General features: G+C 70.1%; 26 protein-coding genes and 1 tRNA gene. 7 read left to right on the top strand and 20 right to left on the bottom strand.

From position 1 onward, the window contains the following. Nucleotides 1–141: 141 nt before the first annotated feature. Nucleotides 142–226: transfer RNA gene (locus QZ258_RS05660), tRNA-Tyr, on the bottom strand. An 85-nt stretch (nt 227–311) separates the two neighbouring features. Next, a complete protein-coding gene (locus tag QZ258_RS05655; RefSeq protein ID WP_294179712.1) occupies nt 312–1,052 on the bottom strand; it encodes a lytic transglycosylase domain-containing protein in 741 nt (246 codons plus the stop codon). 22 nt (nt 1,053–1,074) lie between these two features. Between QZ258_RS05655 and QZ258_RS05650 the strand changes: the two genes are divergently transcribed. Further along, nucleotides 1,075–1,563, top strand: coding sequence for a YajQ family cyclic di-GMP-binding protein (locus tag QZ258_RS05650; protein WP_294179711.1), 489 nt, complete (start codon nt 1,075–1,077; stop codon nt 1,561–1,563). Between the two features lie 28 nt (nt 1,564–1,591). Next, entirely contained in the window at nt 1,592–3,073 is a 1,482-nt protein-coding gene (gene cls / locus QZ258_RS05645) for a cardiolipin synthase (RefSeq protein WP_294179710.1), read from the top strand. Nucleotides 3,074–3,080: 7 nt separating this feature from the next. Here cls and QZ258_RS05640 read toward each other — a convergent pair whose 3' ends face one another. The 12 genes from QZ258_RS05640 to ubiE form a co-directional block, all read right to left on the bottom strand. Then, nucleotides 3,081–3,965 carry a type II secretion system F family protein gene (locus QZ258_RS05640; protein ID WP_294179709.1) on the bottom strand — a complete coding sequence of 295 codons (885 nt, stop codon included), beginning with the start codon at nt 3,963–3,965 and terminating at the stop codon, nt 3,081–3,083. An 8-nt stretch (nt 3,966–3,973) separates the two neighbouring features. Next, nucleotides 3,974–4,927 (bottom strand): type II secretion system F family protein, encoded by a 954-nt coding sequence (locus QZ258_RS05635; RefSeq protein ID WP_294179708.1) that lies wholly within the window; start codon nt 4,925–4,927, stop codon nt 3,974–3,976. After that, nucleotides 4,924–6,498, bottom strand: coding sequence for a CpaF family protein (locus QZ258_RS05630; RefSeq protein WP_294179707.1), 1,575 nt, complete (start codon nt 6,496–6,498; stop codon nt 4,924–4,926). The genes QZ258_RS05635 and QZ258_RS05630 overlap by 4 nt, the downstream gene beginning before the upstream one ends. Continuing rightward, nucleotides 6,495–7,757 carry an AAA family ATPase gene (locus tag QZ258_RS05625; RefSeq protein WP_294179706.1) on the bottom strand — a complete coding sequence of 421 codons (1,263 nt, stop codon included), beginning with the start codon at nt 7,755–7,757 and terminating at the stop codon, nt 6,495–6,497. The genes QZ258_RS05630 and QZ258_RS05625 overlap by 4 nt, the downstream gene beginning before the upstream one ends. Next, nucleotides 7,754–8,485, bottom strand: a complete 732-nt coding sequence (locus QZ258_RS05620) for a Flp pilus assembly protein CpaB (RefSeq protein WP_294179705.1) — start codon at nt 8,483–8,485, stop codon at nt 7,754–7,756. The genes QZ258_RS05625 and QZ258_RS05620 overlap by 4 nt, the downstream gene beginning before the upstream one ends. Before the next feature lie 21 nt (nt 8,486–8,506). Further along, nucleotides 8,507–9,502, bottom strand: coding sequence for a pilus assembly protein TadG-related protein (locus tag QZ258_RS05615; protein ID WP_294179704.1), 996 nt, complete (start codon nt 9,500–9,502; stop codon nt 8,507–8,509). Continuing rightward, nucleotides 9,490–9,873, bottom strand: coding sequence for a TadE family protein (locus QZ258_RS05610; protein ID WP_294179703.1), 384 nt, complete (start codon nt 9,871–9,873; stop codon nt 9,490–9,492). Before QZ258_RS05610 ends, QZ258_RS05615 begins: the two co-directional genes overlap by 13 nt. A 72-nt stretch (nt 9,874–9,945) precedes the next feature. Then, a complete protein-coding gene (locus QZ258_RS05605) occupies nt 9,946–10,125 on the bottom strand; it encodes a Flp family type IVb pilin (protein ID WP_294179702.1) in 180 nt (59 codons plus the stop codon). Between the two features lie 155 nt (nt 10,126–10,280). Next, the gene (locus QZ258_RS05600) at nt 10,281–10,934 is read right to left on the bottom strand and encodes a prepilin peptidase (RefSeq protein ID WP_294179701.1); all 654 of its coding nucleotides are present in this window, start codon (nt 10,932–10,934) and stop codon (nt 10,281–10,283) included. A gap of 9 nt (nt 10,935–10,943) precedes the next feature. After that, entirely contained in the window at nt 10,944–12,320 is a 1,377-nt protein-coding gene (locus QZ258_RS05595) for an FAD-dependent oxidoreductase (RefSeq protein ID WP_294179700.1), read from the bottom strand. A gap of 35 nt (nt 12,321–12,355) precedes the next feature. Beyond that, nucleotides 12,356–13,393 (bottom strand): polyprenyl synthetase family protein, encoded by a 1,038-nt coding sequence (locus QZ258_RS05590; RefSeq protein ID WP_294179699.1) that lies wholly within the window; start codon nt 13,391–13,393, stop codon nt 12,356–12,358. A 26-nt stretch (nt 13,394–13,419) separates the two neighbouring features. Further along, nucleotides 13,420–14,190 carry a bifunctional demethylmenaquinone methyltransferase/2-methoxy-6-polyprenyl-1,4-benzoquinol methylase UbiE gene (gene ubiE / locus QZ258_RS05585; protein WP_294179698.1) on the bottom strand — a complete coding sequence of 257 codons (771 nt, stop codon included), beginning with the start codon at nt 14,188–14,190 and terminating at the stop codon, nt 13,420–13,422. A gap of 59 nt (nt 14,191–14,249) precedes the next feature. Between ubiE and QZ258_RS05580 the strand changes: the two genes are divergently transcribed. Both QZ258_RS05580 and QZ258_RS05575 read left to right on the top strand, forming a co-directional pair. Then, nucleotides 14,250–15,482 (top strand): isochorismate synthase MenF, encoded by a 1,233-nt coding sequence (locus tag QZ258_RS05580; protein WP_294179697.1) that lies wholly within the window; start codon nt 14,250–14,252, stop codon nt 15,480–15,482. 7 nt (nt 15,483–15,489) lie between these two features. Beyond that, nucleotides 15,490–16,116 (top strand): GyrI-like domain-containing protein, encoded by a 627-nt coding sequence (locus QZ258_RS05575; protein ID WP_294179696.1) that lies wholly within the window; start codon nt 15,490–15,492, stop codon nt 16,114–16,116. On the opposite strand, the gene QZ258_RS05570 is transcribed toward QZ258_RS05575, so the two are convergent. The 3 genes from QZ258_RS05570 to QZ258_RS05560 are packed head-to-tail and all read right to left on the bottom strand — an operon-like array spanning nt 16,113 to nt 18,939. Beyond that, nucleotides 16,113–16,937: a PPK2 family polyphosphate kinase gene (locus tag QZ258_RS05570; protein ID WP_294179695.1), complete on the bottom strand. Its 825-nt coding sequence runs from the start codon at nt 16,935–16,937 to the stop codon at nt 16,113–16,115. The two genes, QZ258_RS05575 and QZ258_RS05570, sit on opposite strands and share 4 nt — an antisense overlap. Before the next feature lie 9 nt (nt 16,938–16,946). Then, nucleotides 16,947–18,614 carry a 2-succinyl-5-enolpyruvyl-6-hydroxy-3-cyclohexene-1-carboxylic-acid synthase gene (gene menD, locus QZ258_RS05565; protein WP_294179694.1) on the bottom strand — a complete coding sequence of 556 codons (1,668 nt, stop codon included), beginning with the start codon at nt 18,612–18,614 and terminating at the stop codon, nt 16,947–16,949. Beyond that, nucleotides 18,595–18,939, bottom strand: a complete 345-nt coding sequence (locus tag QZ258_RS05560) for a PLD nuclease N-terminal domain-containing protein (RefSeq protein WP_294179693.1) — start codon at nt 18,937–18,939, stop codon at nt 18,595–18,597. The genes menD and QZ258_RS05560 overlap by 20 nt, the downstream gene beginning before the upstream one ends. Nucleotides 18,940–18,978: 39 nt before the next feature. Here QZ258_RS05560 and QZ258_RS05555 point away from each other — a divergent pair, with 39 nt between their 5' ends. After that, on the top strand, nt 18,979–19,230 hold the full coding sequence (locus QZ258_RS05555; RefSeq protein ID WP_294179692.1) for a DUF4229 domain-containing protein: 252 nt from the start codon (nt 18,979–18,981) through the stop codon (nt 19,228–19,230). On the opposite strand, the gene QZ258_RS05550 is transcribed toward QZ258_RS05555, so the two are convergent. The 3 genes from QZ258_RS05550 to QZ258_RS05540 are packed head-to-tail and all read right to left on the bottom strand — an operon-like array spanning nt 19,227 to nt 22,377. Continuing rightward, nucleotides 19,227–20,240, bottom strand: coding sequence for a 1,4-dihydroxy-2-naphthoate polyprenyltransferase (locus tag QZ258_RS05550; RefSeq protein ID WP_294179691.1), 1,014 nt, complete (start codon nt 20,238–20,240; stop codon nt 19,227–19,229). The genes QZ258_RS05555 and QZ258_RS05550 overlap by 4 nt on opposite strands. 9 nt (nt 20,241–20,249) lie before the next feature. Further along, nucleotides 20,250–21,374 (bottom strand): AMP-binding protein, encoded by a 1,125-nt coding sequence (locus QZ258_RS05545; RefSeq protein ID WP_294179690.1) that lies wholly within the window; start codon nt 21,372–21,374, stop codon nt 20,250–20,252. A gap of 16 nt (nt 21,375–21,390) precedes the next feature. After that, nucleotides 21,391–22,377 (bottom strand): 1,4-dihydroxy-2-naphthoyl-CoA synthase, encoded by a 987-nt coding sequence (locus tag QZ258_RS05540; protein ID WP_294179689.1) that lies wholly within the window; start codon nt 22,375–22,377, stop codon nt 21,391–21,393. A 45-nt stretch (nt 22,378–22,422) separates the two neighbouring features. On the opposite strand from QZ258_RS05540, the gene QZ258_RS05535 reads away from it, so the two are divergent. Continuing rightward, entirely contained in the window at nt 22,423–23,418 is a 996-nt protein-coding gene (locus QZ258_RS05535; RefSeq protein ID WP_294179688.1) for an o-succinylbenzoate synthase, read from the top strand. A 65-nt stretch (nt 23,419–23,483) separates the two neighbouring features. Then, nucleotides 23,484–24,107 (top strand): hypothetical protein, encoded by a 624-nt coding sequence (locus QZ258_RS05530; protein ID WP_294179687.1) that lies wholly within the window; start codon nt 23,484–23,486, stop codon nt 24,105–24,107. The last annotated feature ends 2 nt before the right edge of the window (nt 24,108–24,109 follow it).

The following is a 24,109-nucleotide window of genomic DNA, read 5'->3' as shown; positions in this document are numbered from 1 at the left end:
GCCACCACGATCACCCCCGACGGAGAAGTCATCGCTGAGCACATCATCAACCCGAACAAGGGCTACCAAGCCAAAGAATGAAAAACGGGCGAACCCCGAAAATGGGGGTTCGCCCGTCCACGATGTCGTGAGACATCACAGTGGTGGCGAGTGAGGGATTCGAACCCCCGAATGCAGAGCAGTCTGATTTACAGTCAGATCCCTTTGGCCGCTTGGGTAACTCGCCGGGCTGCGCCCTTCCGGTGTATTCACCGACCGGACGCGCCTGACAAGGATACAAGGTCCGGGAGCCTTCTACGACCGCGCCGCTCTCACTCCAGTGCGGCGACCGCCTCGGCGTAGCTCGCGGCCGCGCGCGCCACCGCGTCGATGTAGCTCGGCGCCGAGTTGTAGGCGGTGATCGCGGCCCGCCAGCCCGCCTCGGTGTCTTGCGGAGCGCTCGCGCGGCACAGATAGTTCACGGCCGCCATCGCGGCGTCGTCGATGTTCTGCGGGTCCTCGACGCCGTCGCCGTTGGCATCCACGTGCCAATTGCGCCAGGTCTGCGGGATCAGCTGAAACGGCCCCACCGCGCGGTCGAACTCGGTGTCGCCGTCGAGCTCACCGCCGTCGCTGTCCGGAATGAGATCGGTGTCGCCGCCCTCGAGGGCGATGCCGATGATCGGCGGCGAGACCTGCCCGTCATCGGCCACACTCGAGCCGCCATGTCGGCCGTGGTCGCTCTCGACCGCCGCGATCGCGGCGATCGTCGGCCACGAGAACACGCACTCCGGCATCGTCTGGTTCTTCCACAGCGTGACGCCGGCGTAGGCGGCCAGCTGCCGTTCGGGGATTCCCGTCTCCGCGCTCACCGTCGCCAGCCAGTCGGCGTCCACCCGGCCCGCGATCCCGGAGCCCCGTTCGGCCGCGGCGTCCGGGGCCACAACCGGCGGCACCCAACTCGGCGCGGGCTCCACGGTCGCGGCATCCAGCACCTCGTCGACGGCGGCGCAGCCCGACAGAAGCAGGACCCCGATCACCCCGACGGTCAGCAGCCTCCCCGATTCACGCATCCGCTCGTTCTAGCATGGGGACATGGCAGATTCCTCATTCGACATCGTCAGCAAGGTCGACACGATGGAGACGCAGAACGCCCTCAGCCAAGCGCAGAAGGAAATCGCGCAGCGCTACGACTTCAAGAACGTGGGCGCCTCGCTCGAGTTCAGCGGCGAGAAGATCCTGATGAAGGCGAACTCCGAAGAGCGCGTCAAGGCGGTGCTCGACGTCTTCGAGCAGAAGCTCATCAAGCGCGGCATCTCGTTGCGCTCGCTCGACGCGGGCGAGCCGTTCGCGAGCGGCAAGGAGTACCGCATCGAAGCGAAGATGAAGGAGGGGATCTCGAGCGACGACGCCAAGAAGATCTCCAAGATCATCCGCGACGAAGGCCCCAAGTCGGTGAAGAGCCAGATTCAGGGCGACGAGCTGCGCGTGCAGTCGAAGAGCCGTGACGACCTGCAGGCGGTCATCGCGCTGCTGAAGGGCAAAGACCTCGACGTCGCCCTGCAGTTCGTGAACATGCGCTGAGCGGGCGCCACCACGCGATGAGCTGAGCATGGACCCCGAGGCGGAAACTCCCGAAGTCGCACTCGTCACGCTGATCATCCTGGGTCTCGCCCTGGCCATCGACGTCGCGGTGCGCGTGCTCTCGCTCATCTTCGTGCCACGCAACCGACGCCCGCAGACGGCGGCGGCCTGGTTGCTTGCGATCTTCTTCCTGCCCTACCTCGGCATCCTGTTGTTCCTGATGCTCGGCTCGGCGAAGCTCCCGCGCGAGCGCCGCCGCAAGCAGAGCGAAATCAACGGGTACCTCCACGCCACCACGGAAGGCATCGACCGCGTCACGCCGCACGACAGCGACCCGACGTGGCTCGAACCGGTCGTCGAGCTGAACCGCAGCCTCGGCGCGATGCCGCTCGTCGGCGGGAACAGCGCCGAGCTCTACTCCGACAACGCCGAGGCGCTCGCCGCGATGACCGCAGCGATCAACGCCGCCCAGCGCTCCGTGCACGTCGAGTTCTACATCCTGTCGCTGGATGCCACGACGGCGCCGTTCTTCGACGCGCTCGACGCCGCCCTCCGCCGCGGGGTCGCCGTGCGGGTGCTGCTCGACCACCTCGGCAACTGGCAGTACCCGGGATTCCGACGCACGAAGAAGCGCCTCAACGAGATGGGGGCCGACTGGCACCTGCTGCTGCCCTTCCAGCCGCTGCGCGGGCGCATCCAGCGCCCCGACCTGCGGAACCACCGCAAGCTCGTCGTGGTCGACGGCACCGTCGCCTTCACCGGCTCGGCGAACGTCATCGACCCCGGATACCAGCGGAAGCGGAACGCGCGCCGGGGCCTGGTCTGGAAAGACTTCATGGTGCGATTCGAGGGACCGGTCGTCGCGGGCATCGACGCGATCTTCGTCACCGACTGGTACTCGGAGACCGACGAACTCCTGACCCGCAACGTCGATCCGGCTCGACTCGCCAGCGACGGCGACCTCGACTGCCAGGTGGTGCCGAGCGGACCCGGCTTCGAGGGCGAGAACAACCTGCGGCTGTTCAACTCGCTCGTCTACGCCGCCACCGAGAAGATCATCCTCACGAGCCCCTACTTCGTGCCCGACGACTCGATGCTCTACGCGATCACGACCGCCGCGCAGAGCGGCATCCATGTCGAACTGTTCGTCTCCGAGATCGGCGACCAGTTCCTGGTGTTCCACGCGCAGCGCAGCTACTACGAGGCGCTCCTGCGCGCGGGGGTGCGGATCTTCATGTATCGCGCGCCCACCATCCTGCACGCCAAGCACATCACGATCGACGACGAGATTTCGATCATCGGCTCGAGCAACATGGACATGCGCTCGTTCACGCTCGACCTGGAACTGTCGATCATGGTGCGCGGCGGCGACTTCCTGGCGCGGTTGCGCGACATCGAAGACGAATACCGCGCGCACTCGCGCGAGCTCACCCTCGACGAGTGGCTGTCGCGGCCGTTCGCGAAACAAGCCGTCGACAACGTCGTGCGTCTGACGGCGGCGCTGCAGTAGGAACCGGTCAGAGGCCGCTGAATGCGGAGAAGATCCCGATCACGGCTGGCGTCAGAATCACGATGAACAGCACCGGCAGGATGCACAGCACGAGCGGGAACACGATCTTCACCGGGACCTTCATGGCCAGCTCCTCGGCGCGCTGCCGCCGTTTGACGCGCATCTCCCCCGCCTGCACGCGCAGCACGTCGGCGATCGCGATTCCGTAGGCATCCGCCTGCACCACCGCGCGAATGAAACGGCGCAGATCCTCGCTCGAGGTTCGACGCTCCAGTGCCCGGTAGGCATCCCGTCGCGACTGCCCGATGCTCATGTCCTGGATGACGCGAATCAGTTCTTCGGCGAGCGGCCCCGAGCCGTTGTGCGCCGCCTTCGCCATCGCGGCATCGAACCCGAGTCCCGCCTCCACGGCGATCGTCATCTGGTCGAGCGTGTCCGGAAGCGCGAGGCGGATCGCGGTCTGGCGATCGTCGGCGCGGCTGTTCAGGATCACCTCCGGGGCGACCAGGGCGAGCGCGAGCATCACCAACGCAGGAACGACGCGAAGCGGCTGTTGAGGGTCGACGGCGATCCACAGGCCGGCGAGCACCACGGCACCCGCCGAGACGACCAGCTTGATCACCAGGAATCCGCCCGCCGTCCAATCGGACTGCCGACCCGCGTACACGATCTGGCGTTCGATCCACCCGATGTACCCGCTCGGGACGCGGCGCACCAGCCGCGCCGACCGCGCGCCGGGAGTCGACGCGGCCGCGTTCGGCCCCCTCGGGCGCTCCGGCGGAAGCTCGTGCACGGTCGGCGCACCGACCGGAACCGCCAAGAACACGAAGAACAAAACTCCGACGACCCCCACGGCGAGGGCGACGGCTCCCAGAATGATTTCGATCGGCATGACGACTCCTAGAACTTCACCCGGGTGACGGCCGACATCCAGGCGGCGCCGACACCGAGCAGGAGCACGGCGGCGACGAGCGCGATCACACCCACGACCGAGGTGAAGAAGATCGCGAAGTAGGCGGGCTGGATGAGAAGGACGGCCGCGAACACGACGAAGGGCAGCGCGATCAGCACCAGACCCGAGAGCCGACCCTCGGCGCTCAGCGCCACGACCTGCCGGCGGATCTGGCTGCGCTCGCGGATGGTCGCCGCCACCTGGTGCAGCACCTCGGCGAGATTGCCGCCGGTTTCGCGGTTGATCGCGATCGCCTGCGCCACCCAGACGAAGTCGTCACTGCGCATGCGGCGAGCGGAGTCCTCCAACGCGTTGCCGAGCTCGCGGCCGATCCGGGTTTCGTTGACGACACGGGCGAACTCGGATGCGGTCGGCTCCTCCGCGTCGCGGGCGACCGCATCCAGGCTCTGCACCAATCCGTAGCCCGCGCGGAGGTTGCCCGCGAGCAGCTGAAGGGTGTCGTCGAGCTGATCGGCGAAACGCGCACAGCGGCGCGACGTGAGCACGCTCAGAATCACCTTGGCTCCGATCGGCGCCGTGAGCGCGAAACCGAGGGCGAGCGGAATCGACCAGAACGAATCGAACCCGAGCAGCACGCCGAGCAGGGCGAGCACCGCCGCCGCGATGAACACCCGCAACAGAAAGGCGGACGGGCTCGCCTTGACCCCGGCCAACTCCAGCTCGTCGGCCGAGAACACGCCGCGACGCCCGCGGAAGGTCGCCTCGATCGCCGCCACGGTGAGGTCGGTTGCTCGGGTGAGCGCGGGAACGTGCCGCGTTCCCGGCTCGATGCGCCGCTCGATCGGCACCCGCGGCGTCGGCGGCGCGATCACGAAGAACACGATCGCGAGCAGAGCGAAGGCGACCAGGACGATGCCGCCGAACAGCACCCCGGGAGTCATCGTGCCCTCCTCGGTGCCGTGGCGAGGTCGCCGAACAGCGACGGGTCCAGACGGATGCCGACATCGTGCAGGTGCTCAACGAACCGAGGACGGATCCCGGTCGCCACCGCGTGGCCGAGGAACTTGCCGTCGTCGTCGATCCCGGCGTCGTAGTCGAACAAGAACGCATCCTGAAGCGTGATGACCTCGCCCTCCATGCCCTGAACTTCGGTGACGTGGGTGACGCGGCGCTGCCCGTCCTTCATGCGGGCGATCTGCACGATGAGATCCAGAGACGACGCGATCTGCTCGCGAACGGCGCGAAGGGGAAGATCCATTCCCGCCATCAGCACGAGCGTCTCCATCCGTGAGATCGCGTCGCGCGGCGAGTTCGCGTGGATGGTCGAGATCGAGCCCTCGTGACCGGTGTTCATCGCCTGCAGCATGTCGAGGCTCTCGCCGCCGCGCACCTCGCCGATCACGATCCGATCGGGCCGCATTCGCAACGAGTTCCTGACGAGATCACGGATCGTCACCTCGCCGCGACCTTCGATGTTGGGCGGCCTCGACTCCAGCCGCACCACGTGCTCCTGCTGGAGCTGCAGCTCCACCGCATCCTCGATCGTGATGATCCGTTCGTCGGAGGGGATGAACGCCGAGAGGACGTTCAGCAGGGTCGTCTTTCCGGTTCCGGTTCCCCCGGAGACCAGGATGTTGAGGCGGCCCCGGACGGCGGCGTCGAGGACGTCGCGCATCCCCTCGGACATCGTGCCGAACGCGACGAGGTCGGCCGCCGTGAGGGGAACGCGGGAGAACTTGCGCACCGTGAGCGAGGCCCCGTTGACCGCGAGCGGCGGGATGATGGCGTTGACGCGCGATCCGTCTTCGAGCCGAGCGTCGACGAGCGGCGAGGACTCGTCGATGCGGCGCCCGACGCGCGAGACGACGCGTTCGATGACCCGGCGCAGCTGGGCTTCGCTGGAGAACCGCGCCGGAAGCTCGACAATGCGACCCTCGCGTTCGACGTAGATCTGGTCGAAGCGATTGACCATGATCTCGGTGATCGTCTCGTCCTCCAGCAGGCCCTCCAGGGGGCCGTAGCCGAGCACGTCGGCTCCGATCTCGTCGAGGAGTCGATTGCGTTCGGCGACCGAGAGCGCGACGGGCTCAGCCGCGACGATGCGACTCAGTTCGGCGCGAGCGAGTTCGTGCAGGCCCTCCTCCGTGAGCGAGGGATCGTTGAGTCGCGCGCCGATGCGCACGAACAATTCCTGGGCCGCGTGCTCCTTCAGGTCGGCGAGCGGATCGAGTGCGCGGGCCGCGGGTGGCGGGGCGGCGGGCCGCTCCTCGGCCTCCGGTTCCGGCACGCGGACCCCCGACGCGGGAGTCCGGGTCACCGTCACCTCGGGCGCCTCCGTCGTCGCGAGCGCAACGTCGGGCACGGTCGGCTCGGGCACGGCCGGCTCGGACGCGGTCGCCTCGGACAGCGGCGCCGCGGGGGGCGGCGTCGCCACGCGCTTGGCGACCAACTCCTCGGCATCGGAGCGGCGGTGACGGGCCCGAGCGGCCTCGAGTCGTTCATTCAGGTTCACGAGCGAAACCTCCTGTGCGTGCGGCGCCGCGAGACGACGACGGCGAGATCGATGCGGGCGGCGAGATCGCGGATCGCCTGCGCGGCGGCGTCACGGCTGTCGTCGCGCAACAGCGGTCGGCCCCGATTGCTGGCGAGAACAACGGCGGGCGAACGCGGGACCGTCACCTCGACCGACGCGCCCAGGATCGTCTCGGCGTCGGAGACGGTGAGGCCGCTGACTCGATCCACCTGATTGAGCACGATGTAGCGGCGGGCGGGAAGCAGCTCGATCGACGCCAAGACGGCGAGCTCGCTGTGCAGCGCCCGCAAGCTCGGCACGCTCAACGTGGAGACGAGCACGAGGTCCGTGGCGGCCTCCACCACGGCGAGCGAGTTCTCGCCGAGCCCCGGCGTCGTGTCGATGACGACATACCGGAAGATCGCCGCCAGCTCCTGCACGAGCCGTGACACCTGGGCCGGCCGAACGGCATCGGCGAGTTCGGGGCTGACGGGCGCGGGAATCACGAAAAACCCGTCCGGATGCCGGACGATCGCGGTCTTGATCGCCATCTCGTCGCCGAGCCGCTCCACGATCTCGCTGACCGTGCGATTGACGGGCAGCTCGAGGCTGTTGGCGATATCGCCGAACTGCAGATCCGCATCGACGAGGACCACCGAGTTCGGAGCCACCTCCGCGAGCGCCGTCGCCAGGTTGATCGCCATCGTCGTCTTGCCCTGTCCGCCCTTGGGGGCGACCACGGCGACCACCGCTCGGCGCGCCGACTCCGCGATCGGTTCCGGCAACGCGGGCTCGAGCGCTCCCTCCTCGGCATCCGTCTCGACGACCTCGCCCGAGGCGACCCCGGGTGCGGGTTCGGACTCCGCGTCGACGAACGCCTCGCCGCGGACGGCGGCCCACCAGGTGTCCAGGCGATCGAGCAGCTGCGTGATCGTCGGGTCGTCGGAGCGCGGATCGAGCACGGCGTGGATCCCGAGATCATCGACCCAATCCTCGAGCTCGGCGGTCCCCTCGTGCACGATGACCAGGCCGATCCCGGGATAGCGTTCGGTGAGCGCCCCCGTCAGTTCGCGCGTCTCCTGAAACGACACCGCGGGGCCGAGCAGCGCGACGCTGTGACGCGGCGAGGCCTGCTCGGCGACCCCGCCGACTCCCCGTGCCAGCTGCTCCCCGGCCACACTCGTCAGCCGACTCCCGAGCAACTGGTGCAGTCGCTCCCCGAAGTCGGCACTGCGCGTGACGAGGAAGTAGCGGCTCACGGGAAGATGCTGCCCTCGGTGACCGCGGCTGACCCCGATTCGCTCGCCGACTCCGGCTGAAGCGTCAACCAGATCCCGGCGCGGTTGTCGGCCCACAACTCGGCCGCCCAGACGAGCTTCTCCACCTGCCGCGTGGTCACCGCCAGGGTCACCATGATCGTGGAGACCGGACCACTGTCGGCCTCGTCCGCGCTCGCCGAGATGCTGTCGCCGGGCTGCGTCCGCGTGACCAGGACCTTGTGGAAGACGAACTGGGTGGTGGAGCCGTCCGCATCCGTCGAGGTGACAACAACACCCACCGTGGAGCCGGCCACGATGCTGCCGCCGACCACCCGTTCGAGCGGGAAGGCGATCGTCACCTCTTGCATGCCGTCCGGGATGGCCACGTCGCCGCGGGCGGCGAGCACCTCGGGGCTCGCGAATCTCGCCTGCACGAGCTGGTCTCCGGGCAGAAGGTCGGCCGTCGCCACGAGCGCCGAGACGTCCTCGAGGGTGCGCACGCGGTCGGTGCTCACCGCGAGCGCGGGAAGGCTCGTGAGGCTGACGAATTCCGCCAGCTCGCTTCCCGCGGTGCCGCTCGGCACGAGTTCCTGCACGACATAGACATCAACGAACTCCGCTCCCGCCGCGGCGCGACGGTCGGCATCCTGCACATAAAGGATGACGGCGAAGGCGCCGACGGCGGCCAGCAGGACGGCGATGATTCCACCGATGATGCGAATTCTCATGAGTCAGCAGCGCCCCTCGGGTTAGTTGATCAATCGGACGACGGTGACCGCGAGTCCGGGCCCACCCAGCTCCCAGTCGCCGCCGACCTCGACCCACTCCTGGAAGTAGCCCTGGATGCCACGGCAGTTGCCCGTGCACGCCGGAGCAAGCGGGTCGGGGTTGTGCATGATGCCGTTGCCGTTCCCGCTGAACTTCCAGCCGGTGACGTAGAACGCGGCGAAGGCCCAGATCCGGTACACGCCCTTCTGGCCGTTGACACCGTTGGAGCAGTCACCGGGCTTGTTCGCGGCGTAGCTGCAGTCGTAGACCGGGATCAGCACGGTCGTGCCCTCCAAGGTCTGGAACAGGTCCTCGCAGTTCTTCGGCGGATCGTTTCCGGGGTCGCTGCCGACGAGCGGGTCGTCGAGGTCGACGAAGGCCTCGCAGCGGTCCGGCAACTGGTCCAGCCATCCGAAGCCGCCGGCGATCGGCTGGCCGATGGGCCCCTTGCACGGCTTATTGGTGTCGTACTGGATGAGAGTCCGCACCTCGAGGTCAGCGTTCTCGAATTCGCAGTAGGACAGCGCGAGGGGCAGAACGTAGCCCGCGCGCGGCGACCCCCACTCGACCGTGGCCTCCGCGGTCACCGTGGTCTCGGTGAACCCGAGGAACTGGGCGAAGGGATGCCGGACCCCGATCCCCCCGTCCGCCTGCTCGGTCCGCGCGACGACCGTGGCGCTCGTGGAGGTCGGGAAGGTCGGGTTGAACGCGAACGCGCTGCCGTCAACCGTGTTCAGGTCGGCGAACTGGTTCGCAATCGAGACCGATTGGCTGCATCCGCCCGCGTCGGCGCAATCTGCGCCCACGGCGAGCGCGGCCGCGTCGGCACCGTTCTGCAACTGGGCTCGCTCCGAGTAGAGCATGCCGACATCGACCGAAATGGCGAGTCCGCCGAGGAGCGGAATCATCAACAGACCGATCAAGATGGCGCTGGCACCGGTGTCGTCCCGGGTCAGGCGCGCAATCAGCCGCCGCATAGCATCACCCCAACTCCGTGGATCGGGATCGAGACTCCGAAGAATCCGGTCATGAGGGCGAGGTCGTAGCTGATGGCGAAGCTGACCGTGCCCCCGGGGTTCGCCGCGCACGAGGCGGGCGAGATCGAGACCTGACCGGCACCGATCGCGGGATCGAGCGTCGGGGCTGCCGCGATCGCGGCGCTGGACGCCTTCGCGGGGTCGTCGTGAATCGCCATCACGCGTGCGCCCTCACGGGCCGCGTTGGTGACAGCGATCTGCGTATGAAAAGCCCGGGAGAACTCAAACATCCCCAGGACGAGCACGAGGAGGACGGGGAGGATCAGCGCGAATTCAACGGCTGCTGCGCCCCGTTCGGGATCACGGCGCATGGTCGTGGAGTGACGGGGCCGACCAGACGGCTTCGTCGAGTCGGCCCCCTCAGACCGTCGGGACCGAGCGGATCACAGAGCGCCGGTGATGTCGCCGAAGGTGCCCGAGAGCGCCAGTCCGAGCGCGATCAGCGCACCAATGATGGCGACCGAGACGAGTCCGACGATGAGCCCGTACTCGGCGGCGTTGCCGTCATCGCGTGACGCGAGGGAGCGAACGGAGGAGGAAACGCGGGTAAGGAAGGTGTTCATGAGATGTCCTTATGGGGGAGAACGCGTGTGGTGTGACCCCTCGAGCGACCCGTCTCGGCCAGGTGGCGCGAGACGGGAAACCGAAGAGCAACCTGGGAATGGTCAAGGTACGCTCGCGTTTTTGCGAGCACAAGAAGTCAGACCGGTCTGCCCGGTCACCCCGCGACGGCGAGGCCGGCGATCGCTCCGGCGAGCATGGCGGGGCCGAACGGGACCGAGCCCGACAGGTCCACCCGCCGCAGCGCGAGCGCTCCCACGGCCACGATTCCCCCGAAAACAGTGGCCGCGACGACTCCGACCAGCCACGCGGTCACCCCGCCCGACCCGAGAATCATGCCGGTCAAAAGCGCCAGTTTGACGTCGCCCATGCCCATCCCGCGCGGCGCCGCAAGCGCAATGAGGAAAAGCAGCACGAAGTACGCGAGGGCCCCAAGAAGCGCCCCGAGAAGTCGCTCCGGCTCGCCGTCAAGCAGCGTCGCGACGACGAGAAGGCCGGCGACGATCGCAAGCGCTGGCCCCAGAACGACATGGGGGATGCGCCGCTCAGCGGCATCCGTCATCGTCAGCACCGTCGCGGTCGCCGCGAACGCGAGAGCCGGCATCAGCATGGGAGCGAAACCGGTCGCTGCGGCCACCGCGGCGAATGCAAGCGCGCCGACCGCGGCCCCGGCGGCCGGGTGGCGCCACCCCCGCGCGCCTCGCTCGTCGCGCGCCACGCGCGTCGCGAGCGGGCCCCCGATGCCAGCTCCGAATGCCGCCCCCGCAACAGCCGCCCCGAGCACGAAGAGAACGAACTCGGCGGCGGACACGACGTCGGCCTAGGCGTCCCCGCGCGAGACGCGCACCATCTCGTCGCGCGGCACGACCTTGATGCGCACGCGGCCCTCCGGCTCGCCGAGCGCCATTTCGTGCTGGTCGAGGCGGTGCCAGCCCTCGAGATCGGTGTACTCGACGCCGCGCGATTCGAGCAGATCGACGACGGCCTGCTCGCCCGGTTCGGCGGGCGACCACCAGTTGGACTGGTCCTTGACCAGGTGCGAAATAGTCTCCATCGCATCCGACTTGGTGTGGCCGATCAGTCCCACCGGTCCGCGCTTGATCCACCCGGTCGCGTAGACGCCCGGCATGACCTCGTTGGCCTGGTCGGGGCTCGAGGCGTCGGTGCGCAGCACGCGTCCCTCGTGGTTCGGGATGACGCCGCGCTGGGCGTCGAACGGGATGCCCTCCAGCGGCGACCCGAAGTAGCCGATCGCGCGGTAGGCCGCCTGCACCGGGACCTCGCGGATCTCTCCCGTGCCGCGCACGCCACCGTGGCCATCGGGCTCGGTGCGCTCGTAGCGGAACGCGCCCACACAGCCGTCCTCGCCGGCGACGACCTCCAACGGCTTGGCGTAGAAGTGGAAGTGCAGGCGACGGCTCGCCTGGCCCACCTCGCGCGCCCGCCACTGCGTGAAGACGCGGTCGATGACGAGCACCTGCTTGTTGCTCTCGATCGCCGCCTTCGAGGCCTCGTCGTAGTCGAAGTCCTCCTCGTGCACGATCATGTCGACGTCGCGCAGCTCGCCGAGCTCGCGCAGCTCGAGCGGGGTGAACTTCACCTGCATCGGGCCGCGACGACCGAACACGTGCACGTCGGTGACGGGACTCGTCTGCAGGCCTTCGTAGACGTTCGTCGGAATCTCGGTCGGCAGCAGATCCTCGGGGTGCTTCACGAGCATGCGCGCGACGTCGAGTGCGACGTTGCCGTTGCCGACGACCGCGATCGACTCGGCCTCGAGCGGCCACTCGCGCGGGTAGTCGGGGTGGCCGTCGTACCAGCTCACGAAGTCGGCGGCGCCATAGCTGCCGGGCAGCTCGATTCCGGGAATGCGCAGCTCCGCATCCCGCACCGCCCCGGTCGAGAAGATCACCGCGTGGTAGTGGTTCTGCAGGTCGTCGAGGGTGAGATCCTCGCCGAAGCGCACGTTGCCGAAGATGCGAATGTCGCCGCGGTCGAGCACGTCGCGCAATGCGTTGATGATGCCCTTGATGCGCGGGTGGTCGGGGGCGACGCCATAGCGGACCAGACCGTAGGGCGCGGGGAGCTGGTCGAACAGGTCGATCGACACGTCGAAGCTCCGCTCGTGCTTGAGCAGGATGTCGGCGGCGTAGATTCCGGCCGGGCCGGCACCGACGATGGCGAGACGAAGCTTCACGGGTGTTCCTTTCGGGGCGCTCGCGAGAGCAGTTCCTAGTGCGAGCGCTCGACGATGGCCTCGGCGAAGCGCGTGAGCGCCTTCTTCACCGGGCCGTCGGGCAGCGGGGCCAGCGCGTCGACCGCGATGGCGGCCCAACGGTGGGCCTCCGTGAGCGTATCGCGAGTCACCTGGTGCTCGCGCAGCTCGGGAATCGCCGCGTCGACATCCTGTTCGATGCGCGCCAGCAGCGCGGCCGCATCCGGCTCGGATGCGGCCCGCTCGCGCAGGTAGAGCAACGGCAGCGTCGGCACGCCGGCGCGCAGGTCGGTGCCCGCCGTCTTGCCGGTCTCGGCGGTGGACGCCGAGAGGTCGATGACATCGTCGATCAGCTGGAAGGCCACGCCGATGCTCTCGCCGAAGCGCTGCACCGGCTCGCGGTACTCGCTCGCGGCGTTCGAGAAGACCACCCCGACGTAGGCGGCGAGCGCGATGAGCGATCCGGTCTTGTCCGAGAGCACCTGCAGGTAGTGCTCGATCGGGTCGTCTTCCGGCTTCGGGCCGATCGTCTCGTGCAGCTGGCCGAGGCACAGCCGCTCGAAAGTCTCGGCCTGCAGCTCGAGGGCGCGTTCGCCCAGACCCGCGAAGATCCGGCTGGCGCGCGCGAACAGCAGATCGCCGGTGAGGATCGCGACCGAGTTGCCCCACACGTTCTGCGCGGTGGGGACCCCGCGCCGCAGTTCCGCATCATCCATCACGTCGTCGTGGTACAGCGAGGCGAGGTGGGTGATCTCGACCGCCTCAGCCGCCGCGATCACGTCGTCATTCACGCCGTCGCCGAGCTGCGCGGTCAACAGCGCGAGGGTGGGGCGGATGCGCTTGCCACCGGCCTCCAACAGGTAACGGCCCGCCGCGTCGGCGATGTCGTCGGCAAAGGCCGTGTCGGTGACGAGTCCCGCCTCGACGCGGTCGAGCCCCGCCTCGATGGCCGCCGCGAAGCGCCGCTCCTCACTGGAGGCGAACAGCTTCTCACCCAGCCCCAAAGAGGAGCTCAGGGTATTGCTCCGCCGGGCCAGCGGGGGGTTCGGAGTCACGTCGGCACCGCTCGTCTCGTGCGGGCTCACGCCGCGGGCTCAGTCGTCGAGCGCCGCTGGCGCGTGGCACGGCGCTTCGCCGTCGTCGCCCGGATGGCCGCGTCTTCCGGCTTCCGCCCGCGGTGCAGCGCCACGACGCCGCTGGTCAGATTGCGGTGCGCCACCCGCGTGAATCCGACGCCGCGGATCCACTGGCTCAGCGTTCCCTGGTCCGGCCAGGCCTCGATCGACTCGGCGAGGTAGTCGTAGGCCTCCGGGTTCGAGCTCGAGGCTCGAGCCACCAGCGGCATCACGTGCTTGAGGTAGGCGTGGTAGCCGGCGCGCACGAGCACCTGCGGCGGCCGCGAGAACTCGCAGATCACGAGACGACCGCCGGGCTTCAGCACCCGATACATCTCGGCGAGCGCCACCTTCGGGTGCTCGACGTTGCGCAGGCCGAAGCTGATCGTGACCGCGTCGAACTCGTTGTCGCCGAACGGCAGGCGCTCGGCGTTCGCCTCGACGAACTCGATCTTGGGGTGCTTCGTGCGGCCCACCTCGACCATGCCCGGCGAGAAGTCGACGGCGACGACCGTGGCACCGCGCCGAGCGAGCGCGGCCGACGACGTGCCGGTCCCGGCAGCCACATCGAGGATGCGCTCCCGCGGCTGCGGCGAGACCGCGCGAACGGTCGCCATCCGCCAGAGGGCCGCATTGCCCGCCGAGAGCACCGTGTTGGTGACGTCGTAGCGGGCTGCGACCTCGGTGAACATCCCGGCGACGTCGTCCGGGGCCTTGTCCATGTCGGCTCTGTTCACGGGAACCCATCCTAGTAAGGCCGCCCGCATGGTTGCCGTGCGCGATCTAGGCTAGGGAGGTGACGGAACTTCGGTCGCAGATCCCTGCGTTGACAGTCGAGACCCGCGCGGTCGAACCCTTCGGTTCACTGCTGCCCCTCCTCGATGCCCAGCACCCTCTGCTGTTCGTGCGTCGCGGCGAGGGCGTCGCCGGTCTGGGCGAGGCGCTGCGCCTCGAGTTCCGCGGGCCCGACCGGGTGCGTGAGGCCGCCGAGACTTGGCGCCGCATCGTCGCCGCCGCCACGATCGACGACCCGGTGCAGCGCTCCGGCAGCGGCCTGATCGCCTTCGGCGCATTCGGCTTCGCCGACGACTCGGAGCGCGCGAGCGTGCTGATCGTGCCCCGCGTGATCCTCGGCCGTCGCGGCGGCGTGAGCTGGGTGACCCGCATCGACGGGGCCGGCGATGCGGTCACGGCCGAGCCGCTCGGGCCCGAATACCGGCTGCGTCTGCATCCGGGCCGACTCGACGGCGACGCCTACGCGGCCGCCGTCCGCCAGGCGGTCGCCCGGATCGACGAGGGCAGCCTGCACAAGGTCGTCCTGGCGCGCGACATGGTCGGGCACCTCCCGCAGACTGCCGACCTCCGCCGGGTGCTGATGCATCTTGCGCTGAGCTACCCCGACACCTGGACGTTCGCGGTCGACCGGTTCCTCGGCTCCAGCCCCGAGACGCTCGTGCGGGTCAAGCGCGGCACGGTCAGTGCGCGCGTGCTGGCTGGCAGCATCGGTCGCGGGGCGGACGCCGACGCCGACCACGCGGCCGCCGTGCGGCTGGCGACCTCGACGAAGGATCTCGACGAGCACGGCTATGCGGTGCGCAGCGTCGTCCAGGCGCTCGCGCCGCATGCCCCGCACATCGCGGCGAGCGAGATGCCGTACGCGCTGAAGCTGCCGAACCTCTGGCACCTGGCCAGCGACGTCGAGGGCACCCTGAGCGACGGGTCCACAAGCCTCGACCTCGTGGCCGAGCTGCACCCGACGGCCGCCGTCGCGGGGACCCCGCGCAGCGCCGCGCTCGAGCTCATCCACGAGCTGGAGCCGTCCGACCGCGGCCTCTACGGCGGGCCGGTCGGCTGGGTCGACGCGGCCGGCGACGGCAAGTGGGCGGTCGCGCTGCGTTCCGCGGAGGTCAGCGAGGAGGGCGACATCCGCGCCTTCGCGGGCGCCGGGATCGTCGCCGGCTCCGACCCGGAGCATGAGCTGGCCGAGACGCGGCTCAAGTTCCGACCCGTGGTCGAGGCGTTCGGCTAGGTCGACCATGTCGGACAAGGTCGATCTGAAGAAGAGCCTGGACTGCTTCCGGGCCCCGATCGGCGAGTTCCGCCTGCTCGAGGTGCCCGATCTGAGCTACCTGATGGTCGACGGGCACGGAGCCCCGGGCGCCTCAGCGCAGTACACCGGCGCCCTCGAGGCCCTCTATCCGGTGGCCTACAAGCTCAAGTTCGCGAGCAAGCTCGACCTCGGGCGCGACTACGTCGTGCCGCCGCTGGAAGGCCTGTGGTGGGCCGAGGACATGAGCGTGTTCACCAGCTCGCGCGACAAGACCCAGTGGGACTGGACCCTGATGATCATGGTGCCGGACTGGATCGATGTCGCCCTGGTCGAGACGGCGATCGAGCGCGCGGGAGCGAAGACCCCGCCCGCGCGATTGGGCGATGTGCGGTTCGAGACGCTGTCGGAGGGACGCTGCGTGCAGACCCTGCACCTCGGATCCTTCGACGACGAGGGCCCGGTTCTGCAGCGGATGCACGAGGAGTTCATCCCCGCCGAGGGGCTGCGGATGACCGGCCGCCACCACGAGATCTACCTCAGCGACGTCCGGAAGTCCGCTCCCGAGAAGCTGCGCACCATCCTGCGCCAGCCGGTCGAGTCCGCGGGCGGCTAGCTTCCGGCGAGGCGCTTCTTCTCGGCCTCGACATCGAAGTCGGCGAGCGGCCAGCGCTGGTCGAGGCCGCGCAGCGCGTCCAGCAGCAGACTCTGCACCGCCAGCCGGGCGTACCACTTGCGATCGGCGGGCACCACGAACCAGGGCGCCTCCGGCGTCGAGGTGCGCGTGAGCGCGAGCTGGTAGGCGTCCATGTAGGCGGGCCAGAGCTGCCGCTCGTCGACATCACCCGGCGAGTACTTCCAGTGCTTGTCGGCGCGGTCGAGGCGCTCAGCGAGCCGCTCGCGCTGCTCGCTGTTCGAGATGTGCAGCATCACCTTGACGACGCGCGTGCCGCCCGCGACCAGCTCGCGCTCGAAGTCGTTGATGAGGCCGTAGCGCTCCTCGACGACCTCCGGGCTCGAGAGGCCGCGCACCCGGTGGATCAGCACATCCTCGTAGTGCGAGCGGTCGAAGACCCCCAGCTCTCCCGGCTGCGGCAGCCGTTTGCGGATGCGCCACAGGAAGTCGTGGGCCTTCTCCTCCTCGGTCGGCGCCTTGAACGCCGCGATGCGCACCCCGAGAGGATCGACAGCGCCGACCACGTGCCGCACGATGCCGCCCTTGCCCGCGGTGTCCATCGCCTGCAGCACCAGCAGCACCCGCCGCTCGTCGCCGTGTCGCGAGTTGGCCCACATCAGCTCCTGAAGCGTCGCGAGCTCGGCTGCCCCCTCGGCCAGCGCCTCCCGCCCCTCCGACTTGTCGAGGTCGACCCCCGGGGTCGATGACGGGTCCACAGCCCCGAGGTCGAATCCGTCGCCGACGCGAAGCAGTTCTCTCATGCGGCGACCCTAACGGGCGAGCGCGACCTCGACCAGGGTGCGACCCGGGGCAGGCGTGAGCGCGCCGTCGAGGTCGGCGCGGGTGTCGACGCGGCGGTACTCCCAGCCGGCGGCGGTCGCGAGCGCCTCGATGTCCATGGTGTGCGGGGTGTACAGCACGCGATCGATCAGCTCGGGCTCGGCCTGGGCTGCGACCTCGAGCAGATCGAAGATCGAGCCCCCTCCGTCGTTGCCGACGATGACCTGCAGGCGCGGCTCGGCCTCCCCCGCGGCGGCCAGCAGCGAGCCGAGATCGTGCTGCAGCGCCAGATCGCCGAGCAGCAGCCGGGTGATGCCCTCGGCTCCCTCCGCCTCGGCCGCCAGCGCGATGCCGGTGGCCGTCGCGATCGTGCCGTCGATGCCGGCGAGCCCACGGTTGGCGTGCACGCGGAGCTTCTTGCCCGGCGCGACCCGGTCGAGTTCGCGGATCAGGCGCGACGCTGCGAGAACGAGGCGATCGTGCGGCCAGCTCGCGTTCCAGACCGCGTCGACGAGCATCCGCCGGGTCACCGGGGCGCGCAGGTGGGCGAGCTGATCGCGGGCGAACTGGGCGCGCTCGGCGAGATCCTCGGTCAGCACGGCGCCGCGCTGCTCGGGAACGGCCACGAGCTGCCGGGAGGCGTGCACCCAGCGCCCCACCCAGGACCGCGCCGACTCCACCGCCGCGGGATCGTCGACCACGCGGACCGTGTCGAGGTGGCGGGCGACCGCGCGGCCCGGGTTGTAGTCCTCGACCCCGGGGCTTCGCACGACGATCGTCTCGACCCCGGGGCGCTCGATGAGCGCGGGGATCTCGCGGCTGAGCGTCGGGTGCCCGAACACGATCACGCGCTCGATGCGGTCGCCGAAGTTCGCCGTGTCGAGCAGCTCGCGATACGCCGCGACGAGGTTCGGGCCGAAGCGGGCGCCGCTGGTCACCTCGGCCAGCAGCGGGGCGCCGAGCGCCCGCGCCGCCTCTTCGGCCTGCTCGCCCGCGCCCGTGCCCGCCACCACGACGGTGCCGGGGGCCGCGCGCAGCACGACCGGATCAGCCGACGCCGGCGCGGGAGCCCAGCTGCCCGGGTCGATGTCCGGCAGCGGCGCGGCGCCCGAGAGCGGCTCGCGGAACGCCAGGTTCAGGTGCACCGGCCCGGCGATGTCGCGCAGCGCCTCCGCGACGAGCTCCGCCGCGCCGGTCTCGACAGGATCGCCGGCGCTCGGTGCCGGCACATCCCAGCCGCGCGAAGTGGCGACGTCGAACATTCCCGGCTGACGGGTGGTCTGATTGGCGCCGACGCCGCGCAGCTCGTCGGGGCGATCGGCGGTCAGCAGCACGAGCGGAATCCCGGAGTGCGCCGCCTCGAGCGCCGCTGGCAGCAGATTCGCGACCGCCGTTCCCGAGGTCGTCACCACGGCGACGGGCCGCTCGCTCTCGCGCGCCAGGCCGAGGGCGAGGAAGCCGGCGGCGCGCTCGTCGATGCGCACGTGCAGGCGCAGGAGCCCGGCCCGCTCGAACCGGGCGGCGGCGAGGGCGAGCGCCTGCGAGCGCGAGCCCGGGCACACCACGATGTCGGTCACCCCGGCGCGCGCGAACTCCCCCAGCAGGGCCGTCGCGAAGGCGCTCGCGGGCGAGACCGGGTCAGTCCTTGGGGTTGTCATCGTCGAGCTCGGCGAGCTTCTCCTCGAGCTTGCGAATGCGCTCTTCGCGTTCCTGGTCGTGGGCGATGCGGCGCAGGAACTCGGGGTCGTCGTCGGGGCCGAGCGCCGGACCCGCCGTGCTCGACGGGCCTCGCCCCCCGTTCAGACGCTCACGCCCGAGCGTGAACCACAGGGCCGAGCCGATGGCCGACAGGAAGATGACGAGCACAACCCACACGACCTTGGGCAGGTGACGCACACGGGACCGGTCGATCGCCAGGATGTCGACGATGGAGAAGACCATGACCGCGAACAGGGCCAGGCCACCGATCAGGACGTAACGCATGCCCCGATTCTAGGCGGCTCGCCCGCGTAGACTCGGAGAATGCATCCCTGGGTGATCTACAGCCTCGCGCGCGTGGGAATCTTCCTGGCGCTCCTGGTGGTTCTGCTCGTGCTCGGCATCGAGTGGTGGATCGCCGCCATCGCGGCCACGCTCATGGCGCTCGCGATCTCGTATCTCGCGCTCGGACGCCTGCGCAACCGAGTCGCGGAAGACCTGTTCGCGGCGCGCAAGCGGCGCGAAGCGGGCATCGTCACCCGCGGCGAGGACGAAGCCGCCGAGGACGGCGACTAGAAGCCGATCGCGGCGGCGAGCCCGATCCCGAAGGTCAGTGACGTCACGAGCACGAGCTGCAGCACGATCACGAGCTCACGCGCGGTCTTGGCCGTCCACACGATCAGCAGCGCCGGGACGGCGGCGAGCAGCGAGAAGTACACGTACGGGGCGAACTCGTAGAAGAGCACGAAGAAGGCCAGGATGCCGTAGGGCACCAGGATCAGCACGGTGAACAGCGCCTTCGACGCGGTGGCCCCGATGATCACCGAGAGCGTGCGCTTGGAGTGCAGCGCGTCGCGCTCCCGATCGCGCAGGTTGTTCACCAGCAGCACGGCGGCCGCGAAGCAGCCGAGCGCCGAACCGCCGAGCCAGGCCTCGATGTTGACTGTTCCGGCCTGCACGAGCATCGTGCCGGCGACCGGGACGAAGCCGAAGAAGATCAGCACCGCGAGCTCGCCGAGGGGCAGATACCCGTACGGCCACTTGCCGCCGGTGTAGAACCAGGCGGCGAGCAGGCTCACCGCGCCGACGGCGAGAAGCCACCACTGCTCGCTGCGCCACACCAGAACGAGGCCGGCGAGCGCCGAGAGGGCGAAGAACACGAGCGCGACGGTGAGCACCTGGCGGGGCTTCGCCCGGCCGGATCCGACGAGACGCGCGGGCCCGACCCGATCGCGGTCGGTGCCGCGAACGCCGTCGGAGTAGTCGTTGGCGTAGTTCACGCCGATCTGCAGGCCCACTGCCACGGCGAGGGCGAGCAGCGCCCGCACCCAGTGCTCGGTCCACGACTCCATGAGCAGCGCGGCGGCTCCGGTGCCGAGGGCGACCGGAGCGATCGCCAGCGCGAGGGTCTGCGGGCGCGAGGCGGCGATCCAGGTTCCGAGAGTTGCCGGGCGCACCGGGCCGCGCGCGCGAGCGGCGGCCTGGGCGCTCTGGGCGCGCTTGGCCGGGTTGCCGCTGCGGGCGGCGCTCTGCTTGGCGCGGGTGCGCTCGATGTTGCGGGGGTCGATGCGTTGCTGCTTGGCCACGACGTCAGCCTAGGCGCTGTCGGCGAACACGAGGGCCCGCAGCGCGAGGCGATCCGGCTTGCCGCCGGGCAGCAGCGGCAGCTCGGCGAGCCGCAGCACCCGGGCCGGTCTCGCCGCGGGGCCCAGCACCGACTCGACCGCGGCGCGCACCGCCGCGAGGTCGGCATCGTGCACGGAGACGAGCACCGGCACCTCGCCCCAGCGGGAGTCCGGCGCGCCGACGATGACAGCATCCGACAGGCCGGGCAGCTCGCGCACCGCCTGCTCGATCGCGCCGAGCGCCACCTTCACGCCGCCGGAGATGATCACGTCGTCGCGGCGCCCCGTCACCACGAGCCGAGGCTCCGGTTCCTCGGTCAGGTAACCGGCGTCGGCGGTTCGAAACCAGCGCAGGCCCTCATCGTGGATGAAGCGCTCCTCGGTCAGCGCCGGGTCGCCCAGGTAGCCCTCGGCGAGCGTCGGCCCGGCGAGCTGCACCTCGCCGTCGCGGATGCGCACCTCGGTCGTGCCGTTGGGGCGGCCGTCGTAGACGCATCCTCCGCTCGTCTCGCTGGAGCCGTAGCTTCGGACGACGCGGATGCCGTGGTCGGCAGCCTCGGCCAGCAGGGTGGCCGGGGTCGCCTGCCCGCCGACGAGAACCGCGGCGAAGCGGGCGAGCGCGACCCGCGCCGACGGATCGGCGACCAGCGTCGCGAGCTGGCTCGGCACCAGCGAGACGAAACGGTCAGGGGCGTCGAGCCGCTCCGCCGCCGCCAGGAACGCCGCCGCCGTGAACGGCCCCTCGGCGACCGCGACCGGGATGGTGCCCGCCGCGATCGACCGGGCGAGCACGTTGAGGCCCGCGACGTAGTGGGTCGGCAGCGCGAGCACCCACTGGCCCGGCCCGCCGAGTGCCGACTCGCTCGCCGCCGCATTCGCCAGCACGGCGTCCGCACCGAGCGCGATGCGCTTGGGGCGCCCCGTCGACCCGCTGCTCTCAACCACGAGTGCGGTCCGGAGCGACACGGTGCCCGGCACATCCTCGGGGCGCGCGCCATCGGACGTGACCAGGATCGCCGGCCCGCCCGAAAGAGCGGTGCGCAGCGCGTCGAGCACGCCGGGGCCCGCCCGAACGATCCGCAGGGCGCGCGTCATCGCAAGCCGCCGCCGCTCAGTAGTGCCACGGGTAGGGCGACCAGTCGGGGGCGCGCTTCTCCAGGAACGCGTCCCGACCCTCGACCGCCTCGTCGGTGCCGTAGGCGAGCCTCGTCGCCTCGCCGGCGAACAGCTGCTGGCCGACGAGCCCGTCGTCGGTGAGGTTCATCGCGTACTTGAGCATGCGGATCGCGGTCGGGCTCTTGCCGAGGATCTCCTCCGCCCACTCCAGGGCCGTCGCCTCCAGCTCGGCGTGCGGCACGACCGCGTTGACGGTGCCCATCTCGTAGGCGCGCTGCGCGTCGTACTCCCGCGCCAGGAAGAACACCTCGCGCGCCACCTTCTGCCCCACCTGCTTGGCGAAGTAGGCGCTGCCGTACCCGGCGTCGAAGCTGCCGACATCCGCGTCGGTCTGTTTGAAGCGGGCGTGCTCGGCGCTCGCGATCGTGAGATCGCAGACGACGTGCAGCGAGTGGCCGCCGCCGGCCGCCCAGCCGGGCACGACCGCGATGACGACCTTCGGCATGAAGCGGATCAAGCGCTGAACCTCGAGGATGTGCAGGCGCCCCGCGGGCATGGCGCCCGCGGGTTGAGTAGCCTGCGCAGCAGGCGTAGCGAATCCCGGTCTCGATACACCGCCTTCGGCGGCACTCGACCCGCCTTCGGCACTCGACCCGCGTTCCTCGTACTGGTAGCCGTGGCGGCCGCGGATGCGCTGATCGCCGCCCGAGCTGAACGCCCAGCCGCCGTCCTTCGGGCTCGGCCCGTTGCCGGTGAGCAGCACGACGCCGACGCGCGCGTTCTGCCGGGCGTCGTCGAGCGCGGCCGCGAGCTCGTCGACGGTGCGCGGCCGGAACGCGTTGCGCACCTCGGGCCGGTTGAACGCGACCCGCGCGATGCGCCCGGTCACGTCGTGGTGGTAGGTGATGTCCGTCAGCTCCGTGAAGCCGGGAACCTCGACCCACCGGCTCGCATCGAACAGTTCGGAGACGACGGGATTCACGGGTTCAGCCTACTGAGCCGGACGTTTCAAGGGCAGGATGGGGGAATGGATGCGACGGTGCCGAGCCTGGATGCGCTGCTCTCCGACGCGGCGGTCGTGTCGCTGCCGCTGCGAACCCGCTTCCGCGGCCTCGACCGGCGCGAGCTGATGCTGCTGCGCGGTCCCCGCGGCTGGGCCGAGTTCTCGCCGTTCGTCGAGTACGACGACCGGGAGGCGGCCGCCTGGCTGCAAGCCACCTGCGACGAGGGCTGGGGGCCGGAGGTCCCGCACTATCGCGACAGCATCCCGGTCAATGCGACGCTGCCGGCCGTCGCCGCCGCGCAGGTGCCGGCCGTGCTCGAGCGCTTCGGCGCCGTGCGCACCGTCAAGGTGAAGGTCGCCGAGCGCGGCCAGACCCTCGACGACGACGTCGCGCGTGTTCGCGCCGCACGCGAGCACCTGGGTCCGGCCGGGCGCATCCGCGTCGATGCGAACGGGGCGTGGAACGTGGACGAGGCGGAGCACGCGGCCCACCTGCTGGCGCCCTTCGACCTCGAGTACCTGGAGCAGCCCTGCGCGAGCGTCGACGAGCTCGCCGAGCTGCGCGAACGGCTGCGCGACTGGCAGCTGCCGATCGCCGCCGATGAGAGCGTGCGGAAGGCCGAGGACCCGCTCGCCGTCGCCCGTGCCGGCGCGGCAGATCTTCTGGTGATCAAGGCGGCCCCGCTCGGCGGGGTGCGCGCCGCCCTGGCGATCGCCGCCGATGCGGGGCTTCCCGTGGTGATCTCGAGCGCTCTCGAGTCGAGCGTCGGCCTCTCGATGGGCGCACGACTCGCTGCCGCAGTGCCGGAGCTGCTGTTCGACTGCGGCCTCGGCACGGCCGCGCTGCTCGCCGCCGACGTGACCCGAGAGCCGCTGGTGCCGGTGAACGGCGAGGTGCCGGTGCGCCGCATCGACGTCGACGGCGACCTCGTGCGGGAGCATGCGGCCGCGCCCGACCGGGTCGCGTGGTGGCGGGATCGGCTGGAACGGTGCCACCGGCTGCTGACCGAAGGTGAGTAGTTTCTGCCCCTATCTGGCGCCCCCGGACCCCGGTTAGGGTCGAGGCACCGCACCGAGGAGGCCTCATGATCACCCTTCCGCGTTCCACGCCTGCCCTGTTCATCGCCGGCACCGCCGTCGCCCTCGCCCTGACCGGGTGCACCGGCGGCGCGACGACCGCCGACCCGGATGCCTCACCCAGCGGCGAGGCGACCGGCGGCAGCGACGGTTCGGGCGGCGACACGGAGATCGATCAGTCGACCTGCCTGATCGGCGACTGGCGCATCACGCAGGACCAGATGCAGGTCTTCTACGACGCCGTCGGCGCAGAATCTGGCGGCGGTCTCACCATGACCATCGACGGCGACACCGGGCTGAGCTTCACCGAGACGAGCTACACCTACACGCCCGACTTCACGCTGACGCTGACCTTCGATGCGGGGATCGACGGCACCGGGACGATCACGGGCAGCATCCGTGGCGACTACGAGGTCGCCGGCGGCGTGATCGCCACCTCGCACAACGAGAGCGACGTCTCGATGACGGTCGACGTCGGCGGGGTCGAGATGGACGGCAGCGATCTGTTCGGCGACATCCTCGCCTCGCACCCGTTCAACGAGGCGCCCTACGAGTGCACCGCCGACGAGGTCGTCATCCAGTTCTCGACCGGCGACGGTCGGGTTCCGGTCGCGCTGACGCCCGCGTCGTGAGG

The organism is uncultured Schumannella sp., from assembly GCF_905479755.1.
Taxonomy (GTDB): Bacteria; Actinomycetota; Actinomycetes; order Actinomycetales; family Microbacteriaceae; genus DCRR01.
This window is presented reverse-complemented; position numbering and strand designations above follow the sequence as displayed.